General features: G+C 62.8%; 26 protein-coding genes, 1 pseudogene and 1 riboswitch. Of the genes and pseudogenes, 20 read left to right on the top strand and 7 right to left on the bottom strand.

The window, feature by feature from the left end:
- The first annotated feature begins 50 nt into the window (after positions 1–50).
- From LB524_RS02705 to LB524_RS02695, 3 genes are all read left to right on the top strand, one after another.
- Positions 51–983 carry a DnaJ C-terminal domain-containing protein gene (locus LB524_RS02705; RefSeq protein ID WP_015318819.1) on the top strand — a complete coding sequence of 311 codons (933 nt, stop codon included), beginning with the start codon at positions 51–53 and terminating at the stop codon, positions 981–983.
- Positions 984–1,088: 105 nt separating this feature from the next.
- Positions 1,089–1,907: an enoyl-ACP reductase FabI gene (gene fabI, locus LB524_RS02700; protein ID WP_015318818.1), complete on the top strand. Its 819-nt coding sequence runs from the start codon at positions 1,089–1,091 to the stop codon at positions 1,905–1,907.
- A 52-nt stretch (positions 1,908–1,959) separates the two neighbouring features.
- A complete protein-coding gene (locus tag LB524_RS02695; RefSeq protein WP_224523529.1) occupies positions 1,960–2,547 on the top strand; it encodes a histidine phosphatase family protein in 588 nt (195 codons plus the stop codon).
- A 20-nt stretch (positions 2,548–2,567) separates the two neighbouring features.
- Here LB524_RS02695 and LB524_RS02690 read toward each other — a convergent pair whose 3' ends face one another.
- Positions 2,568–2,831, bottom strand: coding sequence for a DUF1344 domain-containing protein (locus LB524_RS02690; protein WP_015318816.1), 264 nt, complete (start codon positions 2,829–2,831; stop codon positions 2,568–2,570).
- A 183-nt stretch (positions 2,832–3,014) separates the two neighbouring features.
- Between LB524_RS02690 and aroC the strand changes: the two genes are divergently transcribed.
- Together aroC and ribB are read left to right on the top strand one after the other, a co-directional pair.
- On the top strand, positions 3,015–4,130 hold the full coding sequence (aroC, locus tag LB524_RS02685) for a chorismate synthase (RefSeq protein WP_224523527.1): 1,116 nt from the start codon (positions 3,015–3,017) through the stop codon (positions 4,128–4,130).
- Positions 4,131–4,223: 93 nt separating this feature from the next.
- Entirely contained in the window at positions 4,224–5,324 is a 1,101-nt protein-coding gene (gene ribB, locus LB524_RS02680; RefSeq protein WP_224523525.1) for a 3,4-dihydroxy-2-butanone-4-phosphate synthase, read from the top strand.
- A 19-nt stretch (positions 5,325–5,343) separates the two neighbouring features.
- On the opposite strand, the gene LB524_RS02675 is transcribed toward ribB, so the two are convergent.
- Complete coding sequence (locus tag LB524_RS02675; protein ID WP_224523523.1) at positions 5,344–6,564, bottom strand: MFS transporter; 1,221 nt, start codon at positions 6,562–6,564, stop codon at positions 5,344–5,346.
- Between the two features lie 120 nt (positions 6,565–6,684).
- Here LB524_RS02675 and LB524_RS02670 point away from each other — a divergent pair, with 120 nt between their 5' ends.
- Together LB524_RS02670 and LB524_RS02665 are read left to right on the top strand one after the other, a co-directional pair.
- Positions 6,685–7,293 (top strand): TetR/AcrR family transcriptional regulator, encoded by a 609-nt coding sequence (locus LB524_RS02670; protein WP_140823329.1) that lies wholly within the window; start codon positions 6,685–6,687, stop codon positions 7,291–7,293.
- Positions 7,294–7,383: 90 nt separating this feature from the next.
- Positions 7,384–8,367 carry a hypothetical protein gene (locus LB524_RS02665; RefSeq protein WP_015318811.1) on the top strand — a complete coding sequence of 328 codons (984 nt, stop codon included), beginning with the start codon at positions 7,384–7,386 and terminating at the stop codon, positions 8,365–8,367.
- 116 nt (positions 8,368–8,483) lie between these two features.
- Here the strand turns inward: LB524_RS02665 and bluB are convergent.
- Positions 8,484–9,089, bottom strand: a pseudogene (bluB, locus tag LB524_RS02660) (5,6-dimethylbenzimidazole synthase); the annotation flags it as partial.
- A gap of 71 nt (positions 9,090–9,160) precedes the next feature.
- A riboswitch (cobalamin riboswitch) is annotated at positions 9,161–9,343 on the bottom strand.
- Positions 9,344–9,521: 178 nt separating this feature from the next.
- Here bluB and LB524_RS02655 point away from each other — a divergent pair.
- From LB524_RS02655 to LB524_RS02630, 6 genes are all read left to right on the top strand, one after another.
- Positions 9,522–10,448: a histone deacetylase family protein gene (locus LB524_RS02655; protein WP_224523521.1), complete on the top strand. Its 927-nt coding sequence runs from the start codon at positions 9,522–9,524 to the stop codon at positions 10,446–10,448.
- A 3-nt stretch (positions 10,449–10,451) separates the two neighbouring features.
- On the top strand, positions 10,452–10,703 hold the full coding sequence (locus tag LB524_RS02650; protein ID WP_015318808.1) for an exodeoxyribonuclease VII small subunit: 252 nt from the start codon (positions 10,452–10,454) through the stop codon (positions 10,701–10,703).
- A gap of 92 nt (positions 10,704–10,795) precedes the next feature.
- Positions 10,796–11,062 (top strand): DUF2277 domain-containing protein, encoded by a 267-nt coding sequence (locus LB524_RS02645; RefSeq protein WP_015318807.1) that lies wholly within the window; start codon positions 10,796–10,798, stop codon positions 11,060–11,062.
- 39 nt (positions 11,063–11,101) lie between these two features.
- On the top strand, positions 11,102–12,022 hold the full coding sequence (locus LB524_RS02640; RefSeq protein ID WP_224523519.1) for a pirin family protein: 921 nt from the start codon (positions 11,102–11,104) through the stop codon (positions 12,020–12,022).
- A gap of 75 nt (positions 12,023–12,097) precedes the next feature.
- The gene (gene dxs, locus LB524_RS02635; protein ID WP_015318805.1) at positions 12,098–14,035 is read left to right on the top strand and encodes a 1-deoxy-D-xylulose-5-phosphate synthase; all 1,938 of its coding nucleotides are present in this window, start codon (positions 12,098–12,100) and stop codon (positions 14,033–14,035) included.
- 148 nt (positions 14,036–14,183) lie between these two features.
- The gene (locus tag LB524_RS02630) at positions 14,184–14,477 is read left to right on the top strand and encodes a hypothetical protein (RefSeq protein ID WP_015318804.1); all 294 of its coding nucleotides are present in this window, start codon (positions 14,184–14,186) and stop codon (positions 14,475–14,477) included.
- On the opposite strand, the gene LB524_RS02625 is transcribed toward LB524_RS02630, so the two are convergent.
- Positions 14,474–14,875 (bottom strand): GFA family protein, encoded by a 402-nt coding sequence (locus tag LB524_RS02625; RefSeq protein WP_015318803.1) that lies wholly within the window; start codon positions 14,873–14,875, stop codon positions 14,474–14,476. The genes LB524_RS02630 and LB524_RS02625 overlap by 4 nt on opposite strands.
- A 174-nt stretch (positions 14,876–15,049) precedes the next feature.
- On the opposite strand from LB524_RS02625, the gene LB524_RS02620 reads away from it, so the two are divergent.
- Entirely contained in the window at positions 15,050–15,814 is a 765-nt protein-coding gene (locus tag LB524_RS02620) for a TlyA family RNA methyltransferase (protein ID WP_015318802.1), read from the top strand.
- Entirely contained in the window at positions 15,811–17,055 is a 1,245-nt protein-coding gene (locus LB524_RS02615; protein ID WP_224523517.1) for a class I SAM-dependent RNA methyltransferase, read from the top strand. The genes LB524_RS02620 and LB524_RS02615 overlap by 4 nt, the downstream gene beginning before the upstream one ends.
- Positions 17,056–17,274: 219 nt before the next feature.
- Here the strand turns inward: LB524_RS02615 and LB524_RS02610 are convergent, their stop codons facing one another.
- The 3 genes from LB524_RS02610 to LB524_RS02600 all read right to left on the bottom strand — a co-directional run bounded on the left by LB524_RS02610 (position 17,275) and on the right by LB524_RS02600 (position 20,337).
- Positions 17,275–17,958 carry a transglutaminase-like cysteine peptidase gene (locus LB524_RS02610; protein ID WP_181171246.1) on the bottom strand — a complete coding sequence of 228 codons (684 nt, stop codon included), beginning with the start codon at positions 17,956–17,958 and terminating at the stop codon, positions 17,275–17,277.
- 234 nt (positions 17,959–18,192) lie between these two features.
- Complete coding sequence (gene tldD, locus LB524_RS02605; RefSeq protein ID WP_015318799.1) at positions 18,193–19,605, bottom strand: metalloprotease TldD; 1,413 nt, start codon at positions 19,603–19,605, stop codon at positions 18,193–18,195.
- A 171-nt stretch (positions 19,606–19,776) separates the two neighbouring features.
- Entirely contained in the window at positions 19,777–20,337 is a 561-nt protein-coding gene (locus tag LB524_RS02600; protein WP_015318798.1) for an invasion associated locus B family protein, read from the bottom strand.
- A 378-nt stretch (positions 20,338–20,715) separates the two neighbouring features.
- Here LB524_RS02600 and coxB point away from each other — a divergent pair, with 378 nt between their 5' ends.
- The 5 genes from coxB to LB524_RS02575 all read left to right on the top strand — a co-directional run bounded on the left by coxB (position 20,716) and on the right by LB524_RS02575 (position 25,090).
- On the top strand, positions 20,716–21,582 hold the full coding sequence (coxB, locus tag LB524_RS02595; RefSeq protein ID WP_015318797.1) for a cytochrome c oxidase subunit II: 867 nt from the start codon (positions 20,716–20,718) through the stop codon (positions 21,580–21,582).
- A gap of 38 nt (positions 21,583–21,620) precedes the next feature.
- Entirely contained in the window at positions 21,621–23,273 is a 1,653-nt protein-coding gene (gene ctaD / locus LB524_RS02590; RefSeq protein ID WP_015318796.1) for a cytochrome c oxidase subunit I, read from the top strand.
- Positions 23,274–23,349: 76 nt separating this feature from the next.
- Positions 23,350–24,294 carry a heme o synthase gene (locus LB524_RS02585; protein ID WP_140714998.1) on the top strand — a complete coding sequence of 315 codons (945 nt, stop codon included), beginning with the start codon at positions 23,350–23,352 and terminating at the stop codon, positions 24,292–24,294.
- 2 nt (positions 24,295–24,296) lie between these two features.
- Positions 24,297–24,458, top strand: a complete 162-nt coding sequence (locus tag LB524_RS02580; RefSeq protein ID WP_015318794.1) for a hypothetical protein — start codon at positions 24,297–24,299, stop codon at positions 24,456–24,458.
- Positions 24,458–25,090 (top strand): cytochrome c oxidase assembly protein, encoded by a 633-nt coding sequence (locus LB524_RS02575; RefSeq protein WP_015318793.1) that lies wholly within the window; start codon positions 24,458–24,460, stop codon positions 25,088–25,090. Before LB524_RS02580 ends, LB524_RS02575 begins: the two co-directional genes overlap by 1 nt.
- The last annotated feature ends 1 nt before the right edge of the window (position 25,091 follow it).

Below are 25,091 nucleotides of genomic sequence, written 5' to 3'. Positions count from 1 at the left end.
GCGCATATAGGGGGCAAGTATGGACTCAACTCATTTCCAGGGCAGGAAGCATGCGCGACCCCTATGAGGTGCTGGGCGTTGCAAAGAACGCATCGGCCAAGGACATAAAATCGGCGTACCGGAAACTCGCCAAGAAGCATCATCCGGACCAGAATCCGAATGATCCCAAGGCGAAGGACCGTTTTGCCGCGGCCAATCAGGCCTATGAGGTCATCGGCGACGAGAAGAACCGTGCGGCTTTCGATCGTGGCGAGATCGACGCCGACGGCAAGCCGCGTTTCCAGGGTTTTGAAGGTGCGGCCGGCGGTGGCGACCCCTTTGCCGGGTTCCGCCGCCAGCAACAGGGCGCCGGAGGCTCGCGATTCGAGTTCCGCTCGGGCCGTCCGGGCGGCGATCCGTTCGACGGCAACAGCGATATCTTCAGCCAGATCTTCGGCGATGCCTTTTCAGGCGCGCGCGGGCCAGGCGCGGGCGACCGCCGCCAGACGGCGACAGCAGCCGACCTGAACGTCACGCTCGACGTCACCATCGAGGAAGCGGCCAATGCCGAGAAGGTGACGGCGATGTTCCCGGATGGCCGCAAGGTTGCGGTCAAGCTGCCGGCCTATGTCGAGGATGGCCAGACCATCCGGCTGAAGGGCCAGGGCGAGCAGGGACCGGGCCAACCCGGCGACGCACTGGTCAAGATCCATATCCGCCGGCATCCGCGTTACCGCATCGAAGGCCGTGACCTGCACGCTGACCTGCCGGTTTCGCTGGCCGATGCGGTGCTGGGCGCCAAGGTGCCGGTCGAGACGCCGACCGGCAGGCTCGCGGTCAACGTTCCCGCCTGGTCGAGCTCGGACAAGGTCCTGCGGCTCAAGGGCAGGGGCTTGCCGGAGAAAGCCGGCGGCCATGGCGATCTCTATGCCCATGTGCGCATCATGCTGCCGGAAGGCGGCGACAGCGCGCTGGAATCGCTGTTGCGCGGCCAAAAAGGCTGATCGAGAGCTTTTGTCCCCCGAACTGTCCGCTTTGAACGCTTGAAGGGGCTGTATGCCTGTGCGATAGGCACTCCACAAAGCAGATATCTTGCGGAGAACACGCATATGGCGGGTGGACAGGGCCTGATGGCCGGCAAGCGCGGCCTGATTCTTGGCGTCGCCAACAACAGGTCGATCGCTTATGGCATTGCCAAAGCCTGCGTCGATCACGGCGCCGAGATAGCGCTGACCTATCAGGGCGAAGCCTTCAAGAAGCGCGTCGAGCCGCTGGCGGCGGAACTGGGCGCCTTTGTCGCCGGCCATTGCGACGTAACCGATCCGGCGAGCCTGGACGAGGTCTTCGCCAATGTCGCCAAGCATTGGGGCAAGCTCGACTTCCTCGTGCACGCCATTGCCTTTTCCGATAAGGACGAGCTGACCGGCCGCTATGTCGAGACGACGCGCGACAATTTCCTGCGCACCATGGACATTTCGGTCTATTCCTTCACCACCATCGCCAAGCGCGCCGAAGCGCTGATGACCGAGGGCGGTTCGCTGCTGACGCTGACCTATTACGGCGCCGAGAAGGTCATGCCGCACTATAACGTCATGGGCGTCGCCAAGGCGGCACTGGAGGCCAGCGTGCGTTATCTCGCTGTCGACCTTGGCGCCAAGAAAATTCGTGTCAATGCCATTTCGGCCGGCCCGATCAAGACGCTTGCCGCCTCCGGCATCGGCGACTTCCGCTACATCCTGAAGTGGAACGAATACAATTCGCCGCTGAAGCAGACGGTCACGCAGGAAGAGGTCGGCGATTCCGGCGTCTATTTCCTGTCCGACCTGTCGCGTGGCGTCACCGGCGAAGTGCACCATGTCGATTCCGGCTACCACGTCGTCGGCATGAAAGCGGTCGACGCGCCGGATATTTCGACGGTCAAGGATTAGGTCTCCCCGCCTTTCCTCCTTCCAGGCCCTGGCCCGATCTCCGGAAGAGCTGATGTACCCGCTGGTTTATATCGTGCGCCACGGCCAGACCGCGTGGAATGCCGAGTTCCGGCTTCAGGGCCAGGCCGATACCGATCTCAATGCTCTCGGCCGCGAACAGGCGAGCGCAAACGGGCATCGGCTGGCCGAACTCGTCGGCGCTCCCCAGGAATTCGACTTCGTCGCCAGTCCGATGAGACGCACGCGCGAAACGATGGAACGCATCCGCGCCGCCATGAGGCTCGATCCGCTCGCCTATCAAACCGATATCAGACTGATTGAAGTCAATTTCGGTGATTGGCAGAGTTTTACCTTCGCCGAGCTTGAGAGGCAGTCGCCCGGCGCGAGCCGATCCCGCGCACTGGACAAGTGGAATTTTCAGCCGCCAGGTGAAGGCGCGGAGAGCTACCAGATGCTGCTCGAACGGGTGAAGCCATGGTTCGACGAGCTTCGGGGGCAGACGATTTGCGTGACGCACGGGGGCGTCATGCGCACCCTGTTTCGCTTCGTGCTTGATATGCCCGAGGACGAGGCCGCGAACCTGGAGATACCGCAGGATCGCGTGCTCAAACTTGAAGGCAGGAGCCTGGAGTGGCTTTAGGACGCCGGTGACGCCAACTCCTAGTTCGTGTCGCTGTCACCCGGCAGCTGCATGTCGGTGACGACGTTTTCGCCATCGGTCACATCGTAAGCGATGACGATGTCCATCCCCGGCTTCAGCGCATCGAGATCGGTTTCGGCGTTCAGCTTGTAGGATTTGCCGTCGTCCAGCGTCAGCGTCAGCGCATCCTTGTCGATCTTCTTGATCAGGCCTTCGGTCTGCCCGGCAAAGGCGGCGGTGGAGAGCAGCAGCGTGGCGGCAACAGCGCCAATCAGGGTACGCATCATCGTCCTCTTTGGTCATTGCGCCGGCCTGGGTGGCGGCGGATCCTCAACGGCGAATGGAGGAGAGCAGAAACCAACCGAATGTGTCAAAACTAAATCCGTCGGATCACAGTTTGACCACTGTGGAAAACGCCAATAGAAGGCTGGCTTCAGCCGGTTTCGATGCCGGGCAGGGCACTTTCCATGTCTCACAACACGTTCGGCCATCTTTTCCGCGTCACCACCTGGGGCGAGAGCCATGGCGCGGCGCTCGGCTGCGTGGTCGATGGTTGTCCGCCGGGTATCCGTTTCACGCGCGATGAAATCCAGGCCGAACTCGACAAGCGCCGCCCGGGCCAGTCGCGCTTCGTCACGCAGCGCCGCGAGCCGGACGAGGTGAAGATCCTCTCAGGCTTCGTCTTGGACGAGGACGGAGAGACGATGATCACCACCGGCACGCCGGTGTCGATGCTGATCGAGAATGTCGATCAACGCTCGAAGGACTATGGCGAGATCGCCCGCCAGTTCCGGCCGGGCCATGCCGACTACACCTACGACGTCAAATACGGCATACGCGACTATCGCGGCGGCGGCCGCTCCTCGGCACGCGAGACCGCTGCCAGGGTCGCTGCCGGCGCGCTCGCCCGCAAAGTGGTGCCGGGCATGGTGGTGCGCGGCGCGCTCGTGTCGATGGGCGAAAAGTCGATCGACCGCGCCAACTGGAACTGGAATTTCATCGGCGATGCCGAGAACCCGTTCTTCACGCCGGATCCGGCTTCGATTCCTGTTTTCACGCGGTATCTCGACGGTATCCGCAAGGCCGGTTCCTCGGTTGGCGCGGTGATCGAGATCGTCGCCGACGGTGTGCCTGCCGGCCTCGGCGCGCCGATCTACGCCAAGCTCGACCAGGACATCGCGTCCGGCTTGATGTCGATCAACGCCGTCAAGGGCGTCGAGATCGGCAATGGTTTCGAGGCCGCCCGCATCACCGGCGAACAGAATGCCGACGAGATGCGCATGGGCAATGACGGCAAGCCGGTGTTCCTGTCCAACAATGCCGGCGGCATCCTGGGCGGCATCTCGACGGGCCAGGCGATCGTCGCCCGTTTTGCGGTGAAGCCGACTTCGTCGATCCTGACGCCCCGGAAGTCGATCGACAAAGACGGCAACGACGTGGAGGTGATGACCAAGGGTCGCCACGATCCCTGCGTCGGCATCCGAGCCGTGCCGATCGGCGAGGCCATGGTTGCCTGCGCCATTGCCGACCACTATCTGCGGCATCGAGGACAGACGGGGAAGGGAATAGGCGGTAGGGAATAGGCAGTAGTCAGTGGTCAGCTGCCAGCCCGACCCTTTTATTCCCCTAACCCCTACTGCCCAGTCCCTATTCCCTGCGAGCGAAGCGAGCATTCCATGTCTTACGACCAGAAGAAGATTGTCGAAGCCATCCGCGCCTTCGAACGCGGCGAGATCGTCGTCGTCATGGACGATGACGGGCGCGAGAACGAGGGCGACCTGATCGTCGCCGCCGTCCATTGCACGCCGGAGAAGATGGCCTTCATCGTTCGCAACACGTCGGGTATTGTCTGCACGCCGATGCCGCGCGAGGAGGCTAAACGGCTGAACCTCGCGCCGATGGTGGCCGACAATGATTCGGCTCACACCACCGCCTTTACCGTCAGCGTCGACTTCAAGCATGGCACGACGACAGGCATTTCGGCCGACGACCGCACGCTGACCGTGCGCAACCTCGCCAACGGCAATGTCGGCGCCTCCGATTTCGTCCGCCCTGGCCACATCTTCCCGCTCATCGCGCGCGAGGGCGGCGTCTTGATGCGCTCGGGTCATACCGAGGCGGCGGTCGATTTGTGCAGGCTCGCCGGCCTACCGCCGATCGGCGTGATCTCGGAACTGGTCAACGACGACGGCACCGTCAAGCGCGGCCCGCAGGTCGCGGCCTTCGCCGAGGAGCATGGCCTCAAGCAGGTATCGGTTGCCGACCTCATCGCTTACCGGCAGCGCAAGGAGACCCTGGTCGAGCGCGTCGCTTGCTCCGACATCGAGACGCTGGGCGGCAAGGCGCAGGTCTTCACCTACACGCTGCCCTGGGACACAATGCATCACGTCGCCATCGTCTTCGGCGACATCCGCGACGGCGAGGAGGTGCCGGTGCGGCTGCATTCGGAGGATGTGGTAACCGACGTGTTCGGCACCAGCCACCGGCTCGACGGCATCATGAAGGCGATGGGCGAGCGCAGGCGCGGCGTCATCGTCTATCTCAGGGAAGGCTCGGTCGGCGTCGCCCACCAGGAGCGCAACCGGCCGGCGCCAGGCGACCGCGAGGACCATGAAGAGGCGCGCCGGCGCGAGAGCGAATGGCGCGAGATCGGTCTCGGCGCCCAGATCCTGAAGGACCTCGGCATTTCCTCGATCAACCTGATTGCCTCGCGCGAGCGCCACTATGTCGGCCTCGAAGGCTTTGGCATCCACATCGCCAAGACCGAGATCATCTGAGCTCGACAAACCCTGCCTGTCACTCGGCCGGGATTGCCGCCTCGCATCGTTCCAACTCGCATTCGTGGGTGGCGAGGCTGCGCTGGCCGAGCAGCACCGTGATCAGCGCGATAGCGCCTGACGTCACCGAGACCCAGAATCCGTTCTGGGCGCCGAATGCATCCACCACGGCGCCGGCGGCGAAGGAGCCTAGCGCCATGCCGATGCCGATCCCGGTGGTTACCCAGGTGATGCCTTCGGTCAGCATCGCTTCCGGGACATGCCGCTCGATCAGGCCGAAGGCGGTGATGAAGGTCGGCGAGATCGCCACGCCACTGATGAAGACAGTCAGCGCGAGCGCTGGCACGGTGCTGGCGGTAAGCGGCAGCAGTGTGCCGAGCGCGACCAAGGCAACCGAGATGGCGAGCTGGCGCTGCAGCGGTGCTTTCAGGTTGAGCGCGCCGATGATGATGCCGAGCACGAAGGAGCCCAGCGCATAGACACCGATGACGAGACTGGCAGTGCCCGGCTGGCCGAGTTCCTTGGTGATCGCCACCGTGCTCACCTCCGTCGTCGCGAAGGTCGCGCCGATGAAGATCATGGCGAAGGTGATGATTTGAACCGGCCCCAGGCGGATTGCCGAGCGGCTGGAGCCATTGTCCACCGGCCGCACTTGCGGCTCGGTCGAACGCTGCAGAATGAAGGCTATCGAGCCCAAGGCGAGGAACAGCGTGCTGACGAGCACGCCCGCTTCCGGGAACAGCGCGGCGCTGAGGCCCACAGATAGCGATGCGCCGGCAATATAGACCAGTTCGTCCGCCGCCGACTCGAAGGCGAAGGCGGTGTTCATCTCGGACCGGCCCCGGAAAATCTCGGTCCAGCGCGCCCGCACCATGGCCGGCATGCTTGGCATTGCCGCGGCCAGCAGCGCCGACGCGAACAGCGTCCATACCGGCCAGTCTTGATTGGCCGATGCGATCAGGGCCGCGAATGCGAGCACGGAGATGATGGTGGTGGGTACGACAACCCGCGTCTGGCCGAGGCGGTCGACCAACCTCGATATCTGCGGCGCCAGGAAGGCATTGGCCAAGGCGAATGTCGCCGAAACCGCACCCGCCAGCCAGTATTCGCCACGCGTCTGCGACAGCATCGCCACGATGCCGATCGGCGCCATGGCGATCGGCAGGCGCGCCATGAAGCCGGTGGCGGCAAAGCCCGTGGCTCCGGGAGCGCGAAAGATTTCCGAATAGGGGTTTTGCATGATCCTGTTCCTCGACAAGGGGCGATTCGACAATTACATACGAGACGTATAAGTGTTAAATAGAGGATACGTCGCGTATGTCAATTGGCATACGGAGCGTATGTAAGTAAGGCCAGAAGCATGCATCGACCGCGCAAGGAGATGATCGCCGAGACACGCGCCAAGCTGATCGCCGCGGCGCGCCAGGCTTTCGGCACCATCGGCTATGCCGAAGCGTCGATGGATGATTTCACCGCGTCGGCCGGGCTGACGCGCGGCGCCCTTTATCATCACTTCGGCGACAAGAAGGGACTGCTTGAGGCGGTTATCGCCGAAATCGACGCGGAAATGGCGGCCCGGGTGAATGAGGTCGCGTCGCGGGCGCCGACCCGCTGGCAGCATTTCGTGGACGAATGCACCACCTATATCGAAATGGCGCTGGAGCCGGAAATCCAGCGCATCATGTTCCGGGATGGTCCGGCTGTGCTGGGCGATCCGGCACTGTGGTCGAATGCCAATGCCTGCGTCGGTTCAATGACCGATCATCTGACAGCGCTGCAGCGGGAAGGGGTGGTCGTCCCCGGCGTCGACCCGGAGTCGGCAGCGCGGCTGATCAATGGGGCGAGCAGCCAGGCCGCGCAGCGCATCGCCAATTCGCAAGATCCCGAAACGACATCGAAGATGGTGGTGGCCGCGTTCAAGCAATTGCTCGAAGGCCTGCTGAAAAAGCCGGAAGCGCTTTCAAGATGAACCACCATGGCAGTCCCGCCACTGCCTGCAATTGACAATAGCCGGTTTGAGCGCATCCTCCGCAGCCATCTCTGAGGGGAGATTCGGGGCATGTGGGATTTCGATATCGGCAGGTCGGTGTCCATCATGATGCGGACCTGGCCTTTCATTGTCTTTCGCATGATCGTCTATTTCGGCATCACGCTGGCCTACATCGTGGCCACCGGCACCGGCGCCTCCGTCGGCTATGGCGTCGGCCATATTTCCACCGATCCCGACGGACCATTGTCTTTTGCGATGTGGGGCGGCGTGGTCGGTTTCGGCATCGTCTCGATCGCCGTCTACTGGATCCGCGAATACATTCTCTACGTCGTCAAGGCGGGCCATATCGCCGTCATGGTGCATCTGATCGACGGCAATGATATTCCCCACGGCCAGAACCAGATCGCCTACGCGAAAGAGGTCGTGACCGAGCGTTTTGCCGAGGCCAACATCCTTTTCGTCGTCGACCAATTGGTCAAGGGCGCCATACGCGCCATCACCGGCCTGCTCGGCGGCATCGCGGCCTTCCTGCCCATTCCTGGCCTGAGCGGCCTGGTTTCGTTCCTCAACACGGTGATTCGCCTGTCGCTGACCTATGTCGACGAGATCATTCTCGGCTACAACATCCGCATCAGTTCGTCCTCGCCGTTCGAAACCGCGCGCCAAGGCGTTGTGCTCTACGCCCAGAACGGCAAGACCATGGTCAAGAATGCCGTCTGGCTAGGGGTCATCATGTGGGGCGTGTCGTTCGTGATTTTCCTGCTGATGCTGGCTCCGGCAGCCGCTATTCTTTACGTCATGCCCGGGCAGCTCGCCGGCTGGGCTTTCGTGCTGGCAATCGTCTTTGCCTGGGCTTTCAAGGCGGCCTTCATTGAGCCGTTCGCCATTGCCTGCCTGATGCAGGTCTATTTCAAGACCATCGAGGGTCAGGTGCCCGATGCCGCCTGGGACGCCAGGCTGGCCGAAGCCTCGTCGAAGTTCAGGGAACTCAAGGACAAGGCGCTCTCCACTTTCGGCGGTTCGCGCTGGGGCACGGCCGGCGCGACGCGCTGATCGGCTAGGCTCGCGGGCGCACCGGCGGCGGTACCGAGGCGCGCCACTGCTGATTTGAGCGGCGCTTCGCCTTGTCCGCGAAAAGTCTCGCTCATGATAAGCTCGGGCAACGGCAGCCGCCGGCCCCAGCCGTGTGTTTCGAGATCCGGCTTCGGTGCGAATTCGGAAACGCGGCCGACGCAGAGATAGGCGATCGGCGTCACTTGATCGGGAATACCCAGCAAGCTTTTCAGCGCTTGCGCCTCGATGATGCTGACCCAGCCGACGCCGACGCCCTCGGCGCGTGCCGCCAGCCAGAAATTCTGCACCGCGCAGACCGTGCTGTAGAGATCCATCTCCGGATTGTGCCAGCGCCCCAGCGGCGAGCCTTTCGAGCGCTCGCGGTCGCAGGTGATGCAGATGTTGAGCGCGCTTTCGCAAATGCCTTCCAGCTTAAGCTTGCGGTAGAGCGCCTGCCGTTCTGCCTCGATTTCAGGCAGTTCCCGTTCTCGCGCGGCCAGGAACAGGTCGCGCACTTCCGCCCGCCGCGCGGCATCGCGAATGACGATGAAATTCCAAGGTTGCATGAAGCCGACCGATGGCGCGTGGTGGGCGGCAAGCAGCAGCCGCGCCAGCACCTCGTCGTCAATGGCCTCCGATGTAAAATGGCTGCGGACGTCGCGCCGCGTGAAGATGGCGCGGTAAACAGCGTCGCGCGCAATCTGGTCAAATCCATCGCCCATTGGAGTGGTCATAGCTTCCGGCATCGCTTGTCCCCTTGCGATTGCAATCGATGTCATCCGCCTGACCATGCGGATGACGATGCCTGCCAGGCCGGTCTTCTGGCTCGGGATCAACCCGCGTCCGGTGCCTTCCCGTCATCGACAGTGGCATTTACCGGCGCGGTCCCCCTCACAGCGTTGGGCACGCCACGGAGTTCAACCGTGTTCCCGATTCTCCCGCCAGGGCATTTGCAGCCAAGTGGAATCACTTGGCGTCGCAAAATGCGGCTAAAACAAACAGCCCGGCGGGCACCAGGCAGTGGTTGCGACCTTACGCCGAAGGGCCGGCGCCGCCAATGCCCGCAGCGACATCAATGGACGCAGGTTCGATTTTCCCCAGCGATCAAGCCGCGACGCATGGCCATCACGGCGCCGGGGCACTAGATAGGGGGCATGGCCACCCGTCTCTACACGCACCCGATCTTTCTCGAACACATCACGCCGCCCGGTCACCCCGAGCGGCCCGACCGCCTGCGCGCCATCGAGCGCGTGCTCGACGACGAAGCTTTTGCCGCGCTTGACCGCGTCGAGGCACCGCAAGGCGACGAGGCGACCATCCTCTACGCGCATCCCGCCGATTTCGTCGCGCGTGTCCGCGCCGCCATCCCCGACGAAGGCATTGCCCGCATCGACGCCGACACCACCGCCAGCCCGAAAAGCTGGCAAGCGGTGATTACGGCGATCGGTGCCGCCAATGCCGCCGTCGACGACGTCTTTGCGGGCCGTGCCGACAACGTTTTCGTCGCCGCCCGTCCGCCCGGCCACCATGCCGAAAAGACCACGGCCATGGGTTTCTGCTTCTTCAACACGGCGGCAATCGCAGCGCGCCATGCGCAGAAGAAGCACGGCGCCGAGCGTGTCGCTGTCGTCGACTGGGACGTGCACCACGGCAACGGCACGCAGGATATTTTTTGGGACGATCCCTCGGTGCTCTATTGCTCGACGCACCAGATGCCGCTTTATCCCGGCACGGGCGCGAAGAGTGAGACCGGCGCCGGCAACATCGTCAATGCGCCGCTGGCGCCTCGGACGGGCAGCGAGGTGTTTCGCGATGCGTTCCTGTCGCGCGTGCTGCCGGCACTCGACAATTTCGCGCCGGATCTGATTATCGTTTCGGCCGGCTTCGACGCGCACCATCGCGACCCGCTGGCGGAAATCAATCTGACCGAGAACGATTTCGACTGGGCGACCGGCCAGCTGATGCAGCGCGCCGCAATCCACGGCGGCAACCGGCTCGTCAGCCTGCTCGAGGGCGGCTACGATCTGCAGGGATTGGCATTTTCGGTCGCCGCCCATGTCGGGCGACTGATGAAAGGATGAATGATGACCGGTGAGATCAACGAAGACGTCAAGGCGATGAGCTTTGAACAGGCACTCGACGCACTGGAGAAGATCGTCGATGATCTGGAGCGTGGCGACGTACCGCTCGACCAGTCGATCCGGATTTACGAGCGCGGCGAGGCGCTGAAGGTTCATTGCGACCGGCTGCTGAAGGCCGCCGAGGACAAGGTCGAGAAGATCAGGCTGTCGCGCGACGGCAAGCCGGTTGGAACCGAGCCGCTCGACGCGGACTGAGGTCCGGAGCAGCCTTACCGGTTTTTGGACACGATCATCATTGAGGATACAGTTCGTCCCGATTGAAACGGACAAGAGGAGATACGGAAGCGATGTGCAGAAACATCAAGACCCTGTTCAATTTTGATCCGCCGGCAACCAACGACGAAGTCCGCGACGCGGCACTGCAGTTTGTCCGCAAGCTGAGCGGCACGACGCGGCCTTCTGCCAAGAACCAGCATGCGTTCGATCATGCGGTCGAAGCCATCGCGGCATCCGCACGCGAATTGCTCGATTCCCTCGAAACCCACCAGCATCCTCGCAATCGCGAAGAGGTGGCGGCCAAATTAAAAGCGAAAGCGGCGATCCGGTTCGCCTGATATGCCCAAGCGCCCACTGACCGCTGACGAGGAGAGTTCATGAGCTTCTTCCCCGGCAAGGACCCTGAGGCCGGCGATGCCTTCGCCAGCGACCAGATCGAGCTGATGGTTATCCCTAACGCCAAGGACATTGGCGGTTTCGAGGTGCGTCGCGCCTTGCCGACCGCCAAGCGGCGCCTGGTCGGGCCGTTCATCTTCTTCGATCGAATGGGTCCCGCGATCATGCGCGCCGGCCAGGCGCTCGATGTCCGCCCGCACCCGCATATCGGCCTGTCGACCGTGACCTATCTGTTCGACGGCACGATCAGGCATCGCGATTCGCTCGGCACCGAGATGGTCATCCAACCCGGCGACGTGAACCTGATGACGGCTGGTCGCGGCATCGTCCACTCCGAGCGCACGCCGCAGGAATTGCGCGGCGCGCCGATGTCGATCTCCGGCCTGCAGACCTGGTTGGCTCTGCCGGACGGCAAGGAAGAGGTGGCACCGGTGTTCGAGAACACAGCGGCGCTGCGGCTTCCCGAAATCGACGCCGAAGGCGTCAGCGGCCGCGTCGTCATCGGCGATTTCCAGGGGTTGCGGTCTCCGGTGCGGGCCGATTCCGAAACACTCTATGCAGATTTGCGGCTGGCGCCTGGCGCCAGCGTCAAAATCCCGCCCGATGCCGAGGAGCGCGCCATCTACACGCTGGAGGGCGAGGTTTCGATTTCGGGTGATGCCTTTCCAGCGGAACGGCTGCTGGTGTTCCGGCCCGGCGACGAGATCATCATATCGTCATCGATGGGTGCGCATTTCATGCTGTTCGGCGGCGCGTCTCTCGGTTCGAAGCGCTACATCTGGTGGAATTTCGTTTCCTCGTCCAAGGAGCGCATCGAGCAGGCCAAGCAGGAATGGAAGACCGGCCGCTTCGATATCGTTCCTGGCGATGAGAAAGAATTCATCCCGCTGCCGGAAGGCTGAGAAGATCGGTGAGGGGCTGACCGTCCGCGTCAGCGACACGCATTTACTTTCGCCGGCCGGCGGCCTATCCCGCCGATGAACAGAAAGTCTGGGCCCAACGTGAACGCAACGCCGCATACGCCGCTTCTCGACAGGGTTCGCGTCCCGGCCGACCTGCGCACGCTGGCCGAGAGCGACTTGCCGCAACTGGCATCAGAGCTTCGCCTCGAACTGATCGACGCGGTGTCGCGCACCGGCGGCCATCTCGGTGCCGGCCTTGGCGTGGTCGAACTGACGGTGGCACTGCATTATGTCTTCAACACACCCGATGACCGGCTGATCTGGGATGTCGGCCACCAGGCCTATCCACACAAGATACTGACCGGCCGTCGCGACCGCATCCGCACCTTGCGCCAGGAAGGCGGGTTGTCGGGCTTCACCCGCCGAGCCGAGAGCGAATATGACCCGTTCGGCGCCGCCCACTCCTCGACATCGATATCGGCCGGCCTCGGCATGGCCGCCGCCCGCGACCTCTCAGGCGGGCGCAACAATGTCATCTCCGTCATCGGCGACGGCGCCATGTCGGCCGGCATGGCTTATGAGGCGATGAACAATGCCGGCGCGCTCGATGCGCGCCTCATCGTCATCCTCAACGACAATGACATGTCGATCGCCCCGCCAACCGGCGCCATGAGCGCCTATCTGGCGCGTCTGGCTTCCGGCAAGGCCTATGTCGGCCTGCGCGACTTCGGCAAGAAGCTGACCTCCTATCTCGGCAAGCGAGCCGATCGAGCCATCACCCGCGCGGTCGAGCATGCGCGCGGTTACGTCACCGGCGGCACCTTGTTCGAGGAACTCGGCTTCTATCACATCGGCCCGATTGACGGTCACAATCTGGAGCATCTCATCCCGGTCCTGAAAAATGTCCGTGACAACGGCAAGGGTCCGGTGCTGATCCATGTCGTCACCCAGAAGGGCAAGGGCTACGCGCCGGCGGAAGCGGCCGCCGACAAGTATCATGGCGTCAACAAATTCGACGTCATCACCGGCGCACAGGCCAAGGCGCCGGCCAATGCACCGGCCTACACCAAGGTGTTTGCCGAAAGCCTGATCCAGGAGGGCCGCGAGGACGACCGCATCGTCGCCGTCACCGCCGCCATGCCGGGCGGCACCGGCCTCGACCTGTTCGGCGAGGTGTTTCCGTCAAGGACTTTCGACGTCGGCATTGCCGAGCAGCATGCGGTGACCTTCGCCGCCGGCCTGGCGACGGAAGGCTACAAGCCCTTCGCCGCGATCTATTCGACCTTCCTGCAGCGTGCCTACGATCAGGTCGTCCATGACGTCGCGATCCAGAAACTGCCGGTGCGTTTCCCTATCGATCGCGCCGGCTTTGTCGGCGCCGACGGTGCCACCCATTGCGGCGCGTTCGACACCACCTTCCTGGCAAGCCTGCCGGGCTTTGTCGTAATGGCCGCGGCCGACGAGGCGGAATTGCGTCACATGGTGCGCACCGCCGCCAGCTATGACGACGGGCCGATCGCCTTCCGCTATCCGCGCGGCAACGGCGTCGGCGTCGACATGCCCGAGCGCGGCTCTGTTCTGGAGATCGGCAAAGGCCGCGTCGTCCGGGAAGGCAGCAAGGTTGCCCTCCTGTCCTTCGGCACAAGGCTGCAGGATTGCCTCATCGCGGCCGAGGAACTCGGCGCGGCCGGGCTTTCCACCACGGTCGCCGATGCCCGTTTCGCCAAGCCGCTCGACCAGGATCTGATCCGGCGGCTGGCCCGCTCGCATGAGGTTCTGGTGACGGTGGAGGAGGGCGCAATTGGCGGCTTCGCCAGCCATGTGCTGCAATTCCTCGCCCATGAAGGACTGCTCGAAAGCGGCCTGAAGGTACGCCCGCTGGTGCTGCCGGATGACTTCACCGACCACGCCAAGCCAGAGAAGATGTATGCCGATGCTGGCCTCGACGTCGCCGGAATCGTGCGCACCGTATTCACCGCGCTCGGTCATACGGTCCGCGCCCAGCGCGCCTGAATTAAAACCTCAACAGCTTGAATCAGTTTGCCGGCTCGATTTTATAAGGCATTGTTAACGTTGCCGTTTGGCGTTTTGCTTACCCTGTCCCTTGGCCGTTTTTCAACGCCGCCCTGCTAGATCACAGCCAGGCAGGGAGACAACGAGAATGAAGACGCTTCTGTGCGGCGCGGCCTTCTTGGCGGTGATGGTCGTACCGGCTGCCGCCGAAACGCCCTACGACCGCAATCTCGAAAAGGCGGCGATAGGCATTGTCGCCGGCAAGATGGGCGATATCCGCGGCGGCTTTTCCTACAAGCAAATTCCGCAGCTTGTGGTGCCGCCGGATCCTTCGCCTGTATCACCTGTTGCGACCGGGCATGCGCGTGAGCAGGCTTCAGGCGGTCGAGACGACGGTTTGTCTCCAGCCATCGAGCGCCAGGCTCCGCGAACCATCTTCTAAAACCACATGTCGCGTACGCAGCGGCCGTCGCGCGGCAGATCGTCGTAAGTGTCGAGGCCATCGAAATGGTCGATCGGCAGATCGGCGACGGCCTCGGGGGGCGCCAGCCGGACATTGACGGCCATGCGTCTTCGACCCGAGGCGCTGGCGCGCAGTCCGCGCCAGCCGAGCACGCAGGCGCAACGCGGGCAGAACAGGATCTCGAGCGACGGGTCTTCCTGTCCGGCGCGCGTATAGCTGCCCATTGGCCCCGAAACGCGAATGCGTTCGTCGACATAATCATAGGCCCAGAGCGTGCCATAGCGGCGGCAAAGCGTGCAGTTGCAGGCCGTCACCGGGCCGGGGTCGCCCTCCAGCATCCAGTGGGCGGCGCCACAGTGGCAGGTTCCCGTCAGCATTCGTTCTCCTTCGAGTTGCGACAAACAGAGGGCTCTTCGTGGCCAATATTCTGCCGGACCCGGCATGATGGGCGCAAGCCGCGGCCTGGTTCGATGCACCAGCCGCTCTCGTAGGATCACTTTGGTCCATCTAATGTCCTTGCCTTCACCGCGGGCTTTCGTCAGAGAAGGCCGATGAACTCGCCTCTGCCAGCCAGCACACGCCAGCGGCTCGACGACCTGCTCGTCCAGCGCGGGCTGTTTGCCAGCCGCTCGCGCGCCCGCGACGCGGTGGAGCGCGGCACGGTGACGGTCGACGGCGCCATAGCCCGCAAGCCCGGCCAGAACGTTTCGCCGCAATGCGTTGTCGCCATCGACGATCCGGCGCAAGCCTATGTCTCGCGCGCCGCCCTCAAGCTGATCGCCGGGCTCGACCATTTCAGCCTCGACCCGGCCGGTCGCGAGGCCCTCGACATCGGCGCCTCGACCGGCGGTTTCACCCAGGTGCTGCTCGAACGCGGCGCGTCCCATGTCACGGCAATCGATGTCGGGCATGGCCAGATGCATCCTGATGTCGGTGGTGATCCGCGCGTGACGGTGATCGAGGGCCTGAACGCGCGCGATCTCACCGTTGCCGATCTTGCCGGCCGCAATCCGGATTTCATCGTTTCCGACGTCAGTTTCATCTCGCTGAAACTGGCGCTGCCGCCGGCACTCGCCATTGCCAAGCCCGGCGCCGGTGCGATCTTTCTGGTCAAGCCGCAATTCGAGGCCGGTCGCGAGGCGATCGGCAAGGGCGGTTTGTTGAAGGATCCCTTCGATGCCGCCCGTGTCGCGGGCCTGCTGCAGGATTGGCTGGATGCCATCCCTGGCTGGCGCTCGCTTGGCCTGCATCTGTCGCCGATTGAAGGTGGCGACGGCAATCGCGAATTCCTGCTCGGTGGGATCAAGGACCGATGAGCGTACGCTTCACAATACGAAAACTCGGATCGCAGGGCGACGGCATCGCCGAAACCGAGAGCGGCGATCTGTTCATTCCCTTCACGCTGCCGGGCGAGATCGTCACCGCCGCGCGCGAGCGGGATCGCGCCACGCTGATGGCGGTGCTGGAAGCCTCTCCGCTGCGCGTCGAACCCGCCTGCCGCCATTTCACCGAATGCGGCGGCTGTGCCCTCCAACATTTCGAGACCGAAGCCTATCGCCGATGGAAACGCGAAAAGGTGGTGCACGCATTGAAGGGCAAGGGCATCGAATGCGAGATTGGCGAACTGGTCGCCTGCGCGCCGCAGTCGCGCCGCCGCGTCGTGCTTGCCGCCCGGCGCATGGACGCAGGCATGCTGCTCGGCTTCAATCGCCATCTGTCGCCCGAGATCATCTCCATATCCGAATGCCCGATCTCACTGCCCGAGATCGTCGCGGCACTCGGCCAGCTGAGGGCGCTGGCCGAATTGATATGCGCCACCACCAAATCGTTCCGGATGGCGGTCACCGTTACGGGTTCCGGTCTCGACATCGCGGTGCACGAGTCAGGCAAGCTCGGCGAACACCAGCGCCGTATCGCCTCCAACTTTGTCATTGCGCAAGGCTTTGCCAGGCTGTCCATCGATGACGAGATCGTCATCGAGCCAAGGAAGCCCGTGGTCATGTTCGGCAGTGTTGCGGTCGCCGTGCCGCCCGGCACCTTTCTGCAGGCGACGGAGGCCGCCGAACGGACCATGGCCGAGATCGTCAGCGGACATCTGAAGCGTGCAAAAAAAATTGCCGATCTCTTTGCCGGTTGCGGCAGCTTTGCCTTGCGGCTGGCGACGAAATCGGAAGTCCATGCGGTCGAAGGCGACGCGGCCGCGCTTTCGGCGCTCGACCGGGGATCACGTTTCGCGACCGGCCTCAAGCGGGTGACGGGCGAACGACGCGACCTGTTTCGCCGGCCACTGACCTTCAAGGAGTTGAACGCCTTCGACGGCCTTGTCTTCGATCCGCCGCGCGCCGGCGCCGAAGATCAGTCGAAGCAGATCGCCCGCTCGGATGTTCCATACGTTGCCGCGGTGTCCTGCAACCCGGTGACGCTGGCCCGCGACCTGCGCATTCTCATCGAGGGCGGCTATATGCTGAACAGCGTGACGCCAATCGATCAGTTCCTGTGGTCGCCACATGTCGAGGCGGTCGCCTTGCTGGAGAAACCGAGGAGGAGGCGCGGCTGAGCACGGTTCGTTGAGACTGCTGAGGCCACAGAAAACCGCGCTTCCCAAGCGCTGCTGCGGGATCCTCCGGTTAAAGCGACTCCAGGAAGAATGGGTAGCGGTTTTCCGTCCGGAATTGCGTCGAAATGAAGAGAGAGCGGTTCAGCGATTCTATCAAACACCGAACCGCTCTAAAAAAGCCGCCGAACGCCTGTAATGCCTGAACCGTACGGTCCAGGCTCAATCTACGAGCTTTGCAGCATTCGCGAAGGTTTTCGGCGTGCCGCCTCGCTGGTTGACCGACTGCCAGACATTCGGATTCTGCTGCGATTGACGTTTCAGGAAGTAGTAGCCGGTTGCATTCCAGGGCCTGATTTGGTCGACCATATTGTCGAGGACAAGATCGCCTTTATCGGTTTTCACCGTCAGGATGGTGTGGCCCTCATTGTTGAGATCGCGCACGACCGTCATCAACAGCGCTTGCCGGGGAAATCCAGCCTCTTGAAGGAGCTTGCGTTTGTAGAGTGCGTAGATCTTGCAATCGCCTTTGCCGTCAACCGGATAATCCCAATGGTCCGCCATCGTGCCCCAGTGATCGAAATTGCTGACGGGTTTGATGGCGCTGTTCGCCTTCTGATTTATCCGCTTGAGGATGCGGAAGGTCCGCGCTGTCAGCTTGACATTCGCGGCCGGCAGAGCCGGCACCTTGCACTCTTTTGGGCGGCGATGACAGAAATCGATCCAACCGTAGGGGACGCTGGTGCTTCCACCCACGGAGGCAGAGCGCGACCCATCCATGGAAGATTGGGTCGATCGCGACTTGAACAAAGTCGACTGGGCCGACGCCGGACTGGCTAGCAGCGATGCCGCACCAATCAACGAAACAAAGCCAAGCAGGAGAGCCAGGACGGGGGAGTGCCGCATTGCCAAAACCACCACCGCAACGAGGAACTGGTGCTGCGTTCGTGCGCGAGAGGCAGCCCAGGCAGTCAAAGACCTAATAATTTGTTAATGTGGATTGTGTCCACTTCAAGGTCCCGGCCGCCGAAAAGCCGGTCCCTGTCAGGCCGGCCCCTGTCAGATGACAATGGGCATGGTGGAGGGCGCCTGCATCCGGAAACGTCACGGCGGGTGATGACACCGGAACGGCACCGATTTTCAAACCCGCGTGCCGCCGACCGTCATCTGGTTCATCCTGAGATGCGGCTGGCCGACGCCGACGGGTACGCCCTGGCCGGCCTTGCCGCACATGCCGATGCCATTGTCGAGCTTCATGTCGTTGCCGACCATCGAGACGCGGTGCATGGCATCAGGCCCGTTGCCGATCAGCATCGCGCCTTTGATCGGCTGCGTCACCTTGCCGTTCTCGATCATGTAGGCCTCGGTGCAGCCGAACACGAATTTGCCCGACGTGATGTCGACCTGGCCACCGCCGAAGGAGACGGCGTAGATGCCGTTCTTGACGGAGGCGATGATTTCGTCCGGCTCCATGTCGCCCGAGGTCATGTAAGTGTTGGTCATGCGCGGCATCGGCTGGTGCGCATAGCCTTCTCGCCGGCCATTGCCGGTGGCTTTCATGCCCATCAGCCGGGCATTCTGCCGGTCCTGCATGTAGCCGACCAGTTTGCCGTCCTCGATCAAGACGTTGCGGGCCGAAGGCGTGCCTTCGTCGTCGACGGTGAGTGAGCCGCGCCGCTCTGGGATGGTGCCGTCGTCGACGACCGTCACCCCCTTGGCGGCCACCTGCTGCCCCATCAGGCCGGCGAACGCCGACGTCTTCTTGCGGTTGAAATCGCCTTCAAGACCATGACCGACGGCTTCGTGCAGCATCACGCCCGGCCAGCCATTGGATAGCACGATGTCGAAAGTGCCTGCCGGGGCCGGGATTGCCTCCAGGTTGACCACCGCTTGCCGGAGTGCCTCGCTGGCGGCGTGCTTCCAACTATCCTCGATCAGGAATTCGCCGAATGCCTTGCGCCCGCCCATGCCATAGGAGCCGCTTTCCTGGCGGTCGCCGTCGCCGACGACGACCGAGACGTTGACGCGGACCATCGGCCTGATATCGCGCACTATCTGGCCGTCGGCACGAACGATCTCGACATGCTGCCAGGATGCGGCGATCGAGGCCGTTACCTGGCGCACGCGTGGATCCTCGGCGCGCAGCCAGGCGTCGATTTCTTGCAGCAGCTTCGCCTTGGCCTCGAAGGAAGGCGAGGGGATCGGGTTCTCGTCGCCGTAGAGATGGCGGTTGGTACGGGCGGGGGCTGCCGCAAGCGTGCCGGAATAGCCACCCTTGACGGTCGAGACTGCTTCGGCCGCGCGCAGCAGCGACGCCTCGGACAGGTCGCTGGAATGAGCGTAGCCGCTGGCTTCGCCGGCGACGGCCCGCAGGCCAAAGCCCTGGTCGGTGTTGAAATTGGCGGTCTTCAGCTTGCCATTGTCGAACATCAGCGCTTCGCTCTCGCTGTATTCGAGGAAAAGCTCGCCGTCGTCGGCGCCCTTGATGGTGTCTGCGACGATCTGCTTGATGCGGTCGTCTGAAATGTCGAATTGGCCGATCAGGCTGTTCATGGCGCGTCCGTCCGTGGGATGTTTGCTTTCCCCCGATGTAGGCGTGAAGCCGCGCCCGCACAATCGGCAATGAGGAATCGGCGCCGACGAATGATTCGTTCGCTGAACGCAAGGCATGCGTCTGGGGTCGGCAAAAGCCGCGTCCAGGCCTGGTTCAGCGCGAAGCCGCGATCAGGGCAGAGCGGCGAAGCCTTCGGCGAAACCCTTGAGGTCGACGGGAATGCCGATACCCTCTTCCGGGGTCTGGAAAACGATGAATGTTGCCGACGTACCGGTCTTCAGCGTGTCGAGCAGCGGCTTTTCGAGAATGACCTCGGCATAACAGCCGTCCTGGAAGCAGCGCACGAAATAGGCGCGGCCAATGTCCTTGCCGTCGACGTTGAGCCCGAGGCCGTTCGGCAACAGCACGCCGAGCGGCGCCAGCACGCGCAGGATCTCGGCCTTGTTGTCGGCGGTGCGCAGCACGACGACCGAAAGCCCCATTTCTGGACGATCCTCGGCGACGACGTTCTGCATCATCACGCATTGTTCCGAGGTGGCACCGGCCGGCGTGTCGCAGATGATCGACCATGCGCCATGGGTCGAGCGCACCGTGCCGCTTGGCTGGGCAGCATTGGCGTTGCCGGCGATGGACAGACCGGCCGCGCACAGGACCGCGAGAAACAGGGCGTTTGCCAAGGTTCTCGAAAGGCCCAGTCGCGTATGCCTCAGTCTCGAAAGCCAAGAGTTCATGACGGCTCCATTGCGAATCACGGCACTTTAAGCCGCGCCAATGCCAAGTAAAGGACGAGACCGTGGCCGAACTGTCCCTAAAAAGGCAATGCGGCGCTTTTCCTTGCCAAATTCGCCTGAATTACGACGCTTTGCGGGTGTCGCCGGCACAAGGCGTGCGGCCCGCCGAACATACGCGATTCGCCACTACGGCCATTGCCCCGGACGAGCCACGTCAGCTTGCGCGCAAAAATGCCGCACGGTTTCGACCGCTCCTTTCTTGCGGAGGGAAAAAGAGTATGGTTTGAACCAGCTTGAGACTGTCCGGGATTCCCGTCCCGGCATTGTTCGTTATTCTCGCGGGCACAGCCGGTGAGAGACTGGGAGACGAAGAGGGCGATGAGAAAATTCCTAGCGAGCACCGGTGCTGCTGCCACGTTCCTCGCCTGCGGATCCGCTTATGCGGACCAGCCCAGGCCGTGGGAGACCGGCTTCCAGGCGCCTGCGACCGACATGATGCGGCAGATCGAGTGGTTCGGAAACTACACGATGTGGTTTATCATCCCGGTCACGGTCCTTGTGCTGTTTCTGCTGATCTACTGCATCGTCAAATTCCGCGCGAGCGCCAATCCGACCCCGTCCAAGACCAGCCACAACACGCTGATCGAGGTGATCTGGACCATCGGCCCTGTCGTCATCCTGCTTTGCCTCGCCATCCCCTCGTTCCAACTCCTGACCGCCCAATATACGCCGCCGGAAGAGGCCAAGCTGACCGTCAAGGCAACCGGCAACCAGTGGAACTGGGATTACGAATACCAGACCGACAACACGCTCGCCTTCAATTCGGCCATTCTTCAGGATGGCGATCGCGCCAAGGCCGGCAAGGAGGATCGCGCGGTCTATCCGCGCCTGCTCGCCGTCGACAACGAGCTGGTCGTGCCGGTCAACACGATGACCCGCGTGCTTGTCACCGCGACCGACGTGATCCATTCCTTTGCCGTGCCGTCCTTCGGCATCAAGATCGACGCCGTTCCCGGCCGCACCAACGAGACCTGGTTCAAGGCGGAGAAAGAAGGCCTCTATTACGGTCAGTGCTCGCAGCTCTGCGGCAAGGACCATGCCTTCATGCCGATCGCCGTTCGTGTGGTGTCGGACACGCAGTTCAAGACCTGGCTGGCCGCGGCCAAGACCGATCTGCCAGGTGCCAACAAGACGCTCATGGCCGAGGTCGATGGCCAGAACAAGGTAGCGGCCGCCGGCAACTGATGCCGCGGGTTAGCAAGATTTAGGGAACGGAGCGGAACATGGCAGACGCTGCAGCTCACGACGGGCACGACCACAAGCCGTATCATGGCTGGGTGCGCTGGGTTTATTCGACCAATCACAAGGATATCGGTACGCTCTACCTGATCTTCGCGATCATGGCCGGCATAATCGGCGGCGCGCTTTCGGTCGCCATCCGCATGGAGCTGCAGGAGCCTGGCATCCAGATCTTCAGCGGTCTTGCGCAGATGGTCTATGGCATGAACGGCGACGCCGCGATCGACGGCGGCAAGAGCATGTACAATGCGTTTGCCACCGCGCACGCGCTGATCATGATTTTCTTCATGGTCATGCCGGCCCTGATCGGCGGTTTCGCCAACTGGATGGTGCCGATCATGATCGGTGCTCCCGACATGGCGTTCCCGCGCATGAACAACATCTCATTCTGGCTGCTGCCGCCGGCGTTCATCCTGTTGCTCACCTCGATGTTCGTGCCGAGTGCGCCTGGCGCCTTTGGCGTGGGCGGCGGCTGGACGCTCTATCCGCCGCTGTCAACTTCGGGCCAGCCCGGACCGGCCATGGATCTGGCGATCTTGTCGATCCACATCGCCGGCGCCTCCTCGATCCTCGGTGCCATCAACTTCATCACCACCATCTTCAACATGCGCGCGCCAGGCATGACCCTGCACAAGATGCCGCTGTTTGCCTGGTCGGTGCTGGTCACCGCCTTCCTGCTCTTGCTGTCGCTGCCGGTTCTGGCCGGCGGCATCACCATGCTGCTCACCGACCGCAACTTCGGCACGACCTTCTTCGCGCCTGACGGTGGTGGTGACCCGATCCTGTTCCAGCACCTGTTCTGGTTCTTCGGTCACCCGGAAGTTTACATCCTGATCTTGCCAGGCTTCGGCATCATCAGCCATATCGTCTCGACCTTCTCGAGGAAGCCGGTATTCGGTTACCTCGGCATGGCCTATGCCATGGTCGCGATCGGCGCGGTCGGCTTCATCGTCTGGGCGCACCATATGTATACGACGGGCCTGTCGCTCGATACGCAGCGCTACTTCGTCTTCGCCACCATGGTCATCGCGGTGCCGACAGGCGTGAAGATCTTTTCCTGGATCGCAACCATGTGGGGCGGATCGATCTCGTTCAAGCCGCCGATGCTGTGGGCGCTGGGCTTCATCTTCCTGTTCACCATCGGTGGCGTCACCGGTGTCCAGCTGGCCAATGCCGGCCTCGACCGGTCGCTGCATGACACCTATTTCGTCATTGCCCACTTCCACTACGTACTGTCGCTGGGCGCGGTGTTCGCCATCTTCGCCGGCTGGTACTACTGGTTCCCGAAGATGACCGGCTACATGTACTCGCCCGTCATCGCCAACACCCATTTTTGGGTCATGTTCGTCGGCGTGAACCTGATCTTTTTCCCGCAGCACTTCCTCGGCCTCGCCGGTATGCCGCGCCGCACCATCGACTATCCTGACGCGTTTGCGGGCTGGAACATGGTTTCGTCCTACGGTTCGTATATTTCGGCCGTCGGTGTGGTGATCTTCCTCTATGGCGTGTTCGAAGCCTTCCAGAAGAAGCGCATCGCCGGCGCCAACCCGTGGGGTGAGGGTGCTACCACGCTCGAATGGCAGCTGCCTTCGCCGCCGCCGTTCCACCAGTGGGAGCAGCTGCCGAAGATCAAGTGAGGCGGCTCCCCGCTCGAATACAAAACCGCCGGCCCGCCGGCGGTTTTGGCCAACGGAATGATGGACTTGAGTACGCATGGCCCTAGTCGACAAAACCAGCATTGACGAAGCGGGCTTCCGTATGTCGGAAGCCACGGCGGGCGATTTCTTCGCCCTGTTGAAGCCGCGCGTCATGTCGCTGGTGGTGTTCACCGCCTTTGTCGGACTGGTCGCGGCACCGATGACCATCAATCCGCTGCTGGCGGTGATCGCCATCCTTGCCATTGCGATTGGGGCCGGCGCCTCTGGCGCGCTCAACATGTGGTACGACGCCGACATCGACGCGGTGATGACCAGGACCGCTAGCCGCCCGGTGCCTTCCGGCCGGATCCAGCCGCACGAGGCGCTGAGCTTCGGCCTGGTGTTGTCGGTGCTGTCGGTGATGACGCTGGGCGTGTTGGTCAACTGGTTGTCGGCGACGCTGCTGGCCTTCACCATCTTCTTCTATGCCGTGGTCTACACGATGTGGCTGAAACGCTCGACACCGCAGAACATTGTCATTGGCGGTGCAGCGGGCGCCATCCCGCCGGTTATCGGCTGGGCCGCGGTGACCGGGTCGGTCAGCCTCGAAAGCATCATCCTGTTCCTGATCATTTTCCTGTGGACGCCGCCGCATTTCTGGGCGCTCGCGCTGTTCAAGTCCGAGGACTATGGCCGCGCCGGCATCCCGATGATGCCCAACGTCGCCGGCCATGCATCGACCCGCCGTCAGATTTTCGCCTACGCGCTGGTGCTGGCCCCGGTCGGCGTGCTGCCCTGGCTGCTCGGCTATACGACGCCGTTCTACGGCGTGGCCGCCTTGCTGTTGGGGGCTGGTTTCGTCTGGTATGCGTGGAAAGTGCTTGGCATGGCCGACGATGACCGCGTCATGAAGCCGGCCAAGGCCCTGTTCGCCTATTCGCTGCTCTATCTCTTCGCAATCTTCGCCGCCTATCTGGCTGACAGTGTCGTCGAACGCGCGCTTGCCATGGGTGGGGCATGACCATGGCCGAGAAAGAACTCGAAACGGTCACCTTGACCGATCGCCAGAAGAAGGCCCAGCGCAGCCGTTCCATCGCCATCGGCGTGGCGCTGGCGGTGCTGGTCGTGATCTTCTACATCGCGACAATCGTGAAGTTCGGCCACAATTTGTCGGGCTCGATGTGATGAGCGCCGAGACGTCCAAGAAGACGGTAGGCAAGACCGGCAACCGCGTTGTCGCGGTTGTCTGCCTTGCTTTCTTCACCGGCATGATCGGCATGGCCTATGCAGCCGTGCCGCTCTACAAGATGTTTTGCCAGGCGACCGGCTATGGCGGCACGACGCAACGTGCCGAGAAGCAATATGCCGGCCGCGTGCTCGATCGCGAGATCACCGTTCGTTTCGACGCCAACATCGCCGGCGTGCCATGGGAGTTCCAGCCGGTCCAGCGCTCGATGACCATGAAGATCGGGCAGACCGTCCAGGCGCATTATCAGGCGACCAACAAGTTCGATCGCCCCGTCACCGGCCGCGCAACCTTCAACGTGCAGCCGGAACTGGCGGGTCCGTACTTCAACAAGGTCGAATGCTTCTGCTTCACCGATACGACGCTGAAGCCGGGCGAGACGCTGGACATGCCGGTCCTGTTCTATGTGGACCCCGACATCGTGAATGTGCCGGAACTGAAGGACGTGAAGACGATCACCCTGTCCTATACGATGTTCCCGGTCGAGAAGACCAAGCCGGTGGCGTCGTCCGGGCCGGCCCAGGGCAATAGCAAGACAGTTTCAGATACCGAAGGAAATCTCGGGGGTTGAT

This window comes from Mesorhizobium sp. ESP6-5 (assembly GCF_020164695.1).
Lineage (GTDB): Bacteria > Pseudomonadota > Alphaproteobacteria > Rhizobiales > Rhizobiaceae > Mesorhizobium > Mesorhizobium australicum.
The sequence above is the reverse complement of the archived record's forward strand: the minus strand, read 5'-3'. Positions and strand labels throughout refer to the sequence as shown.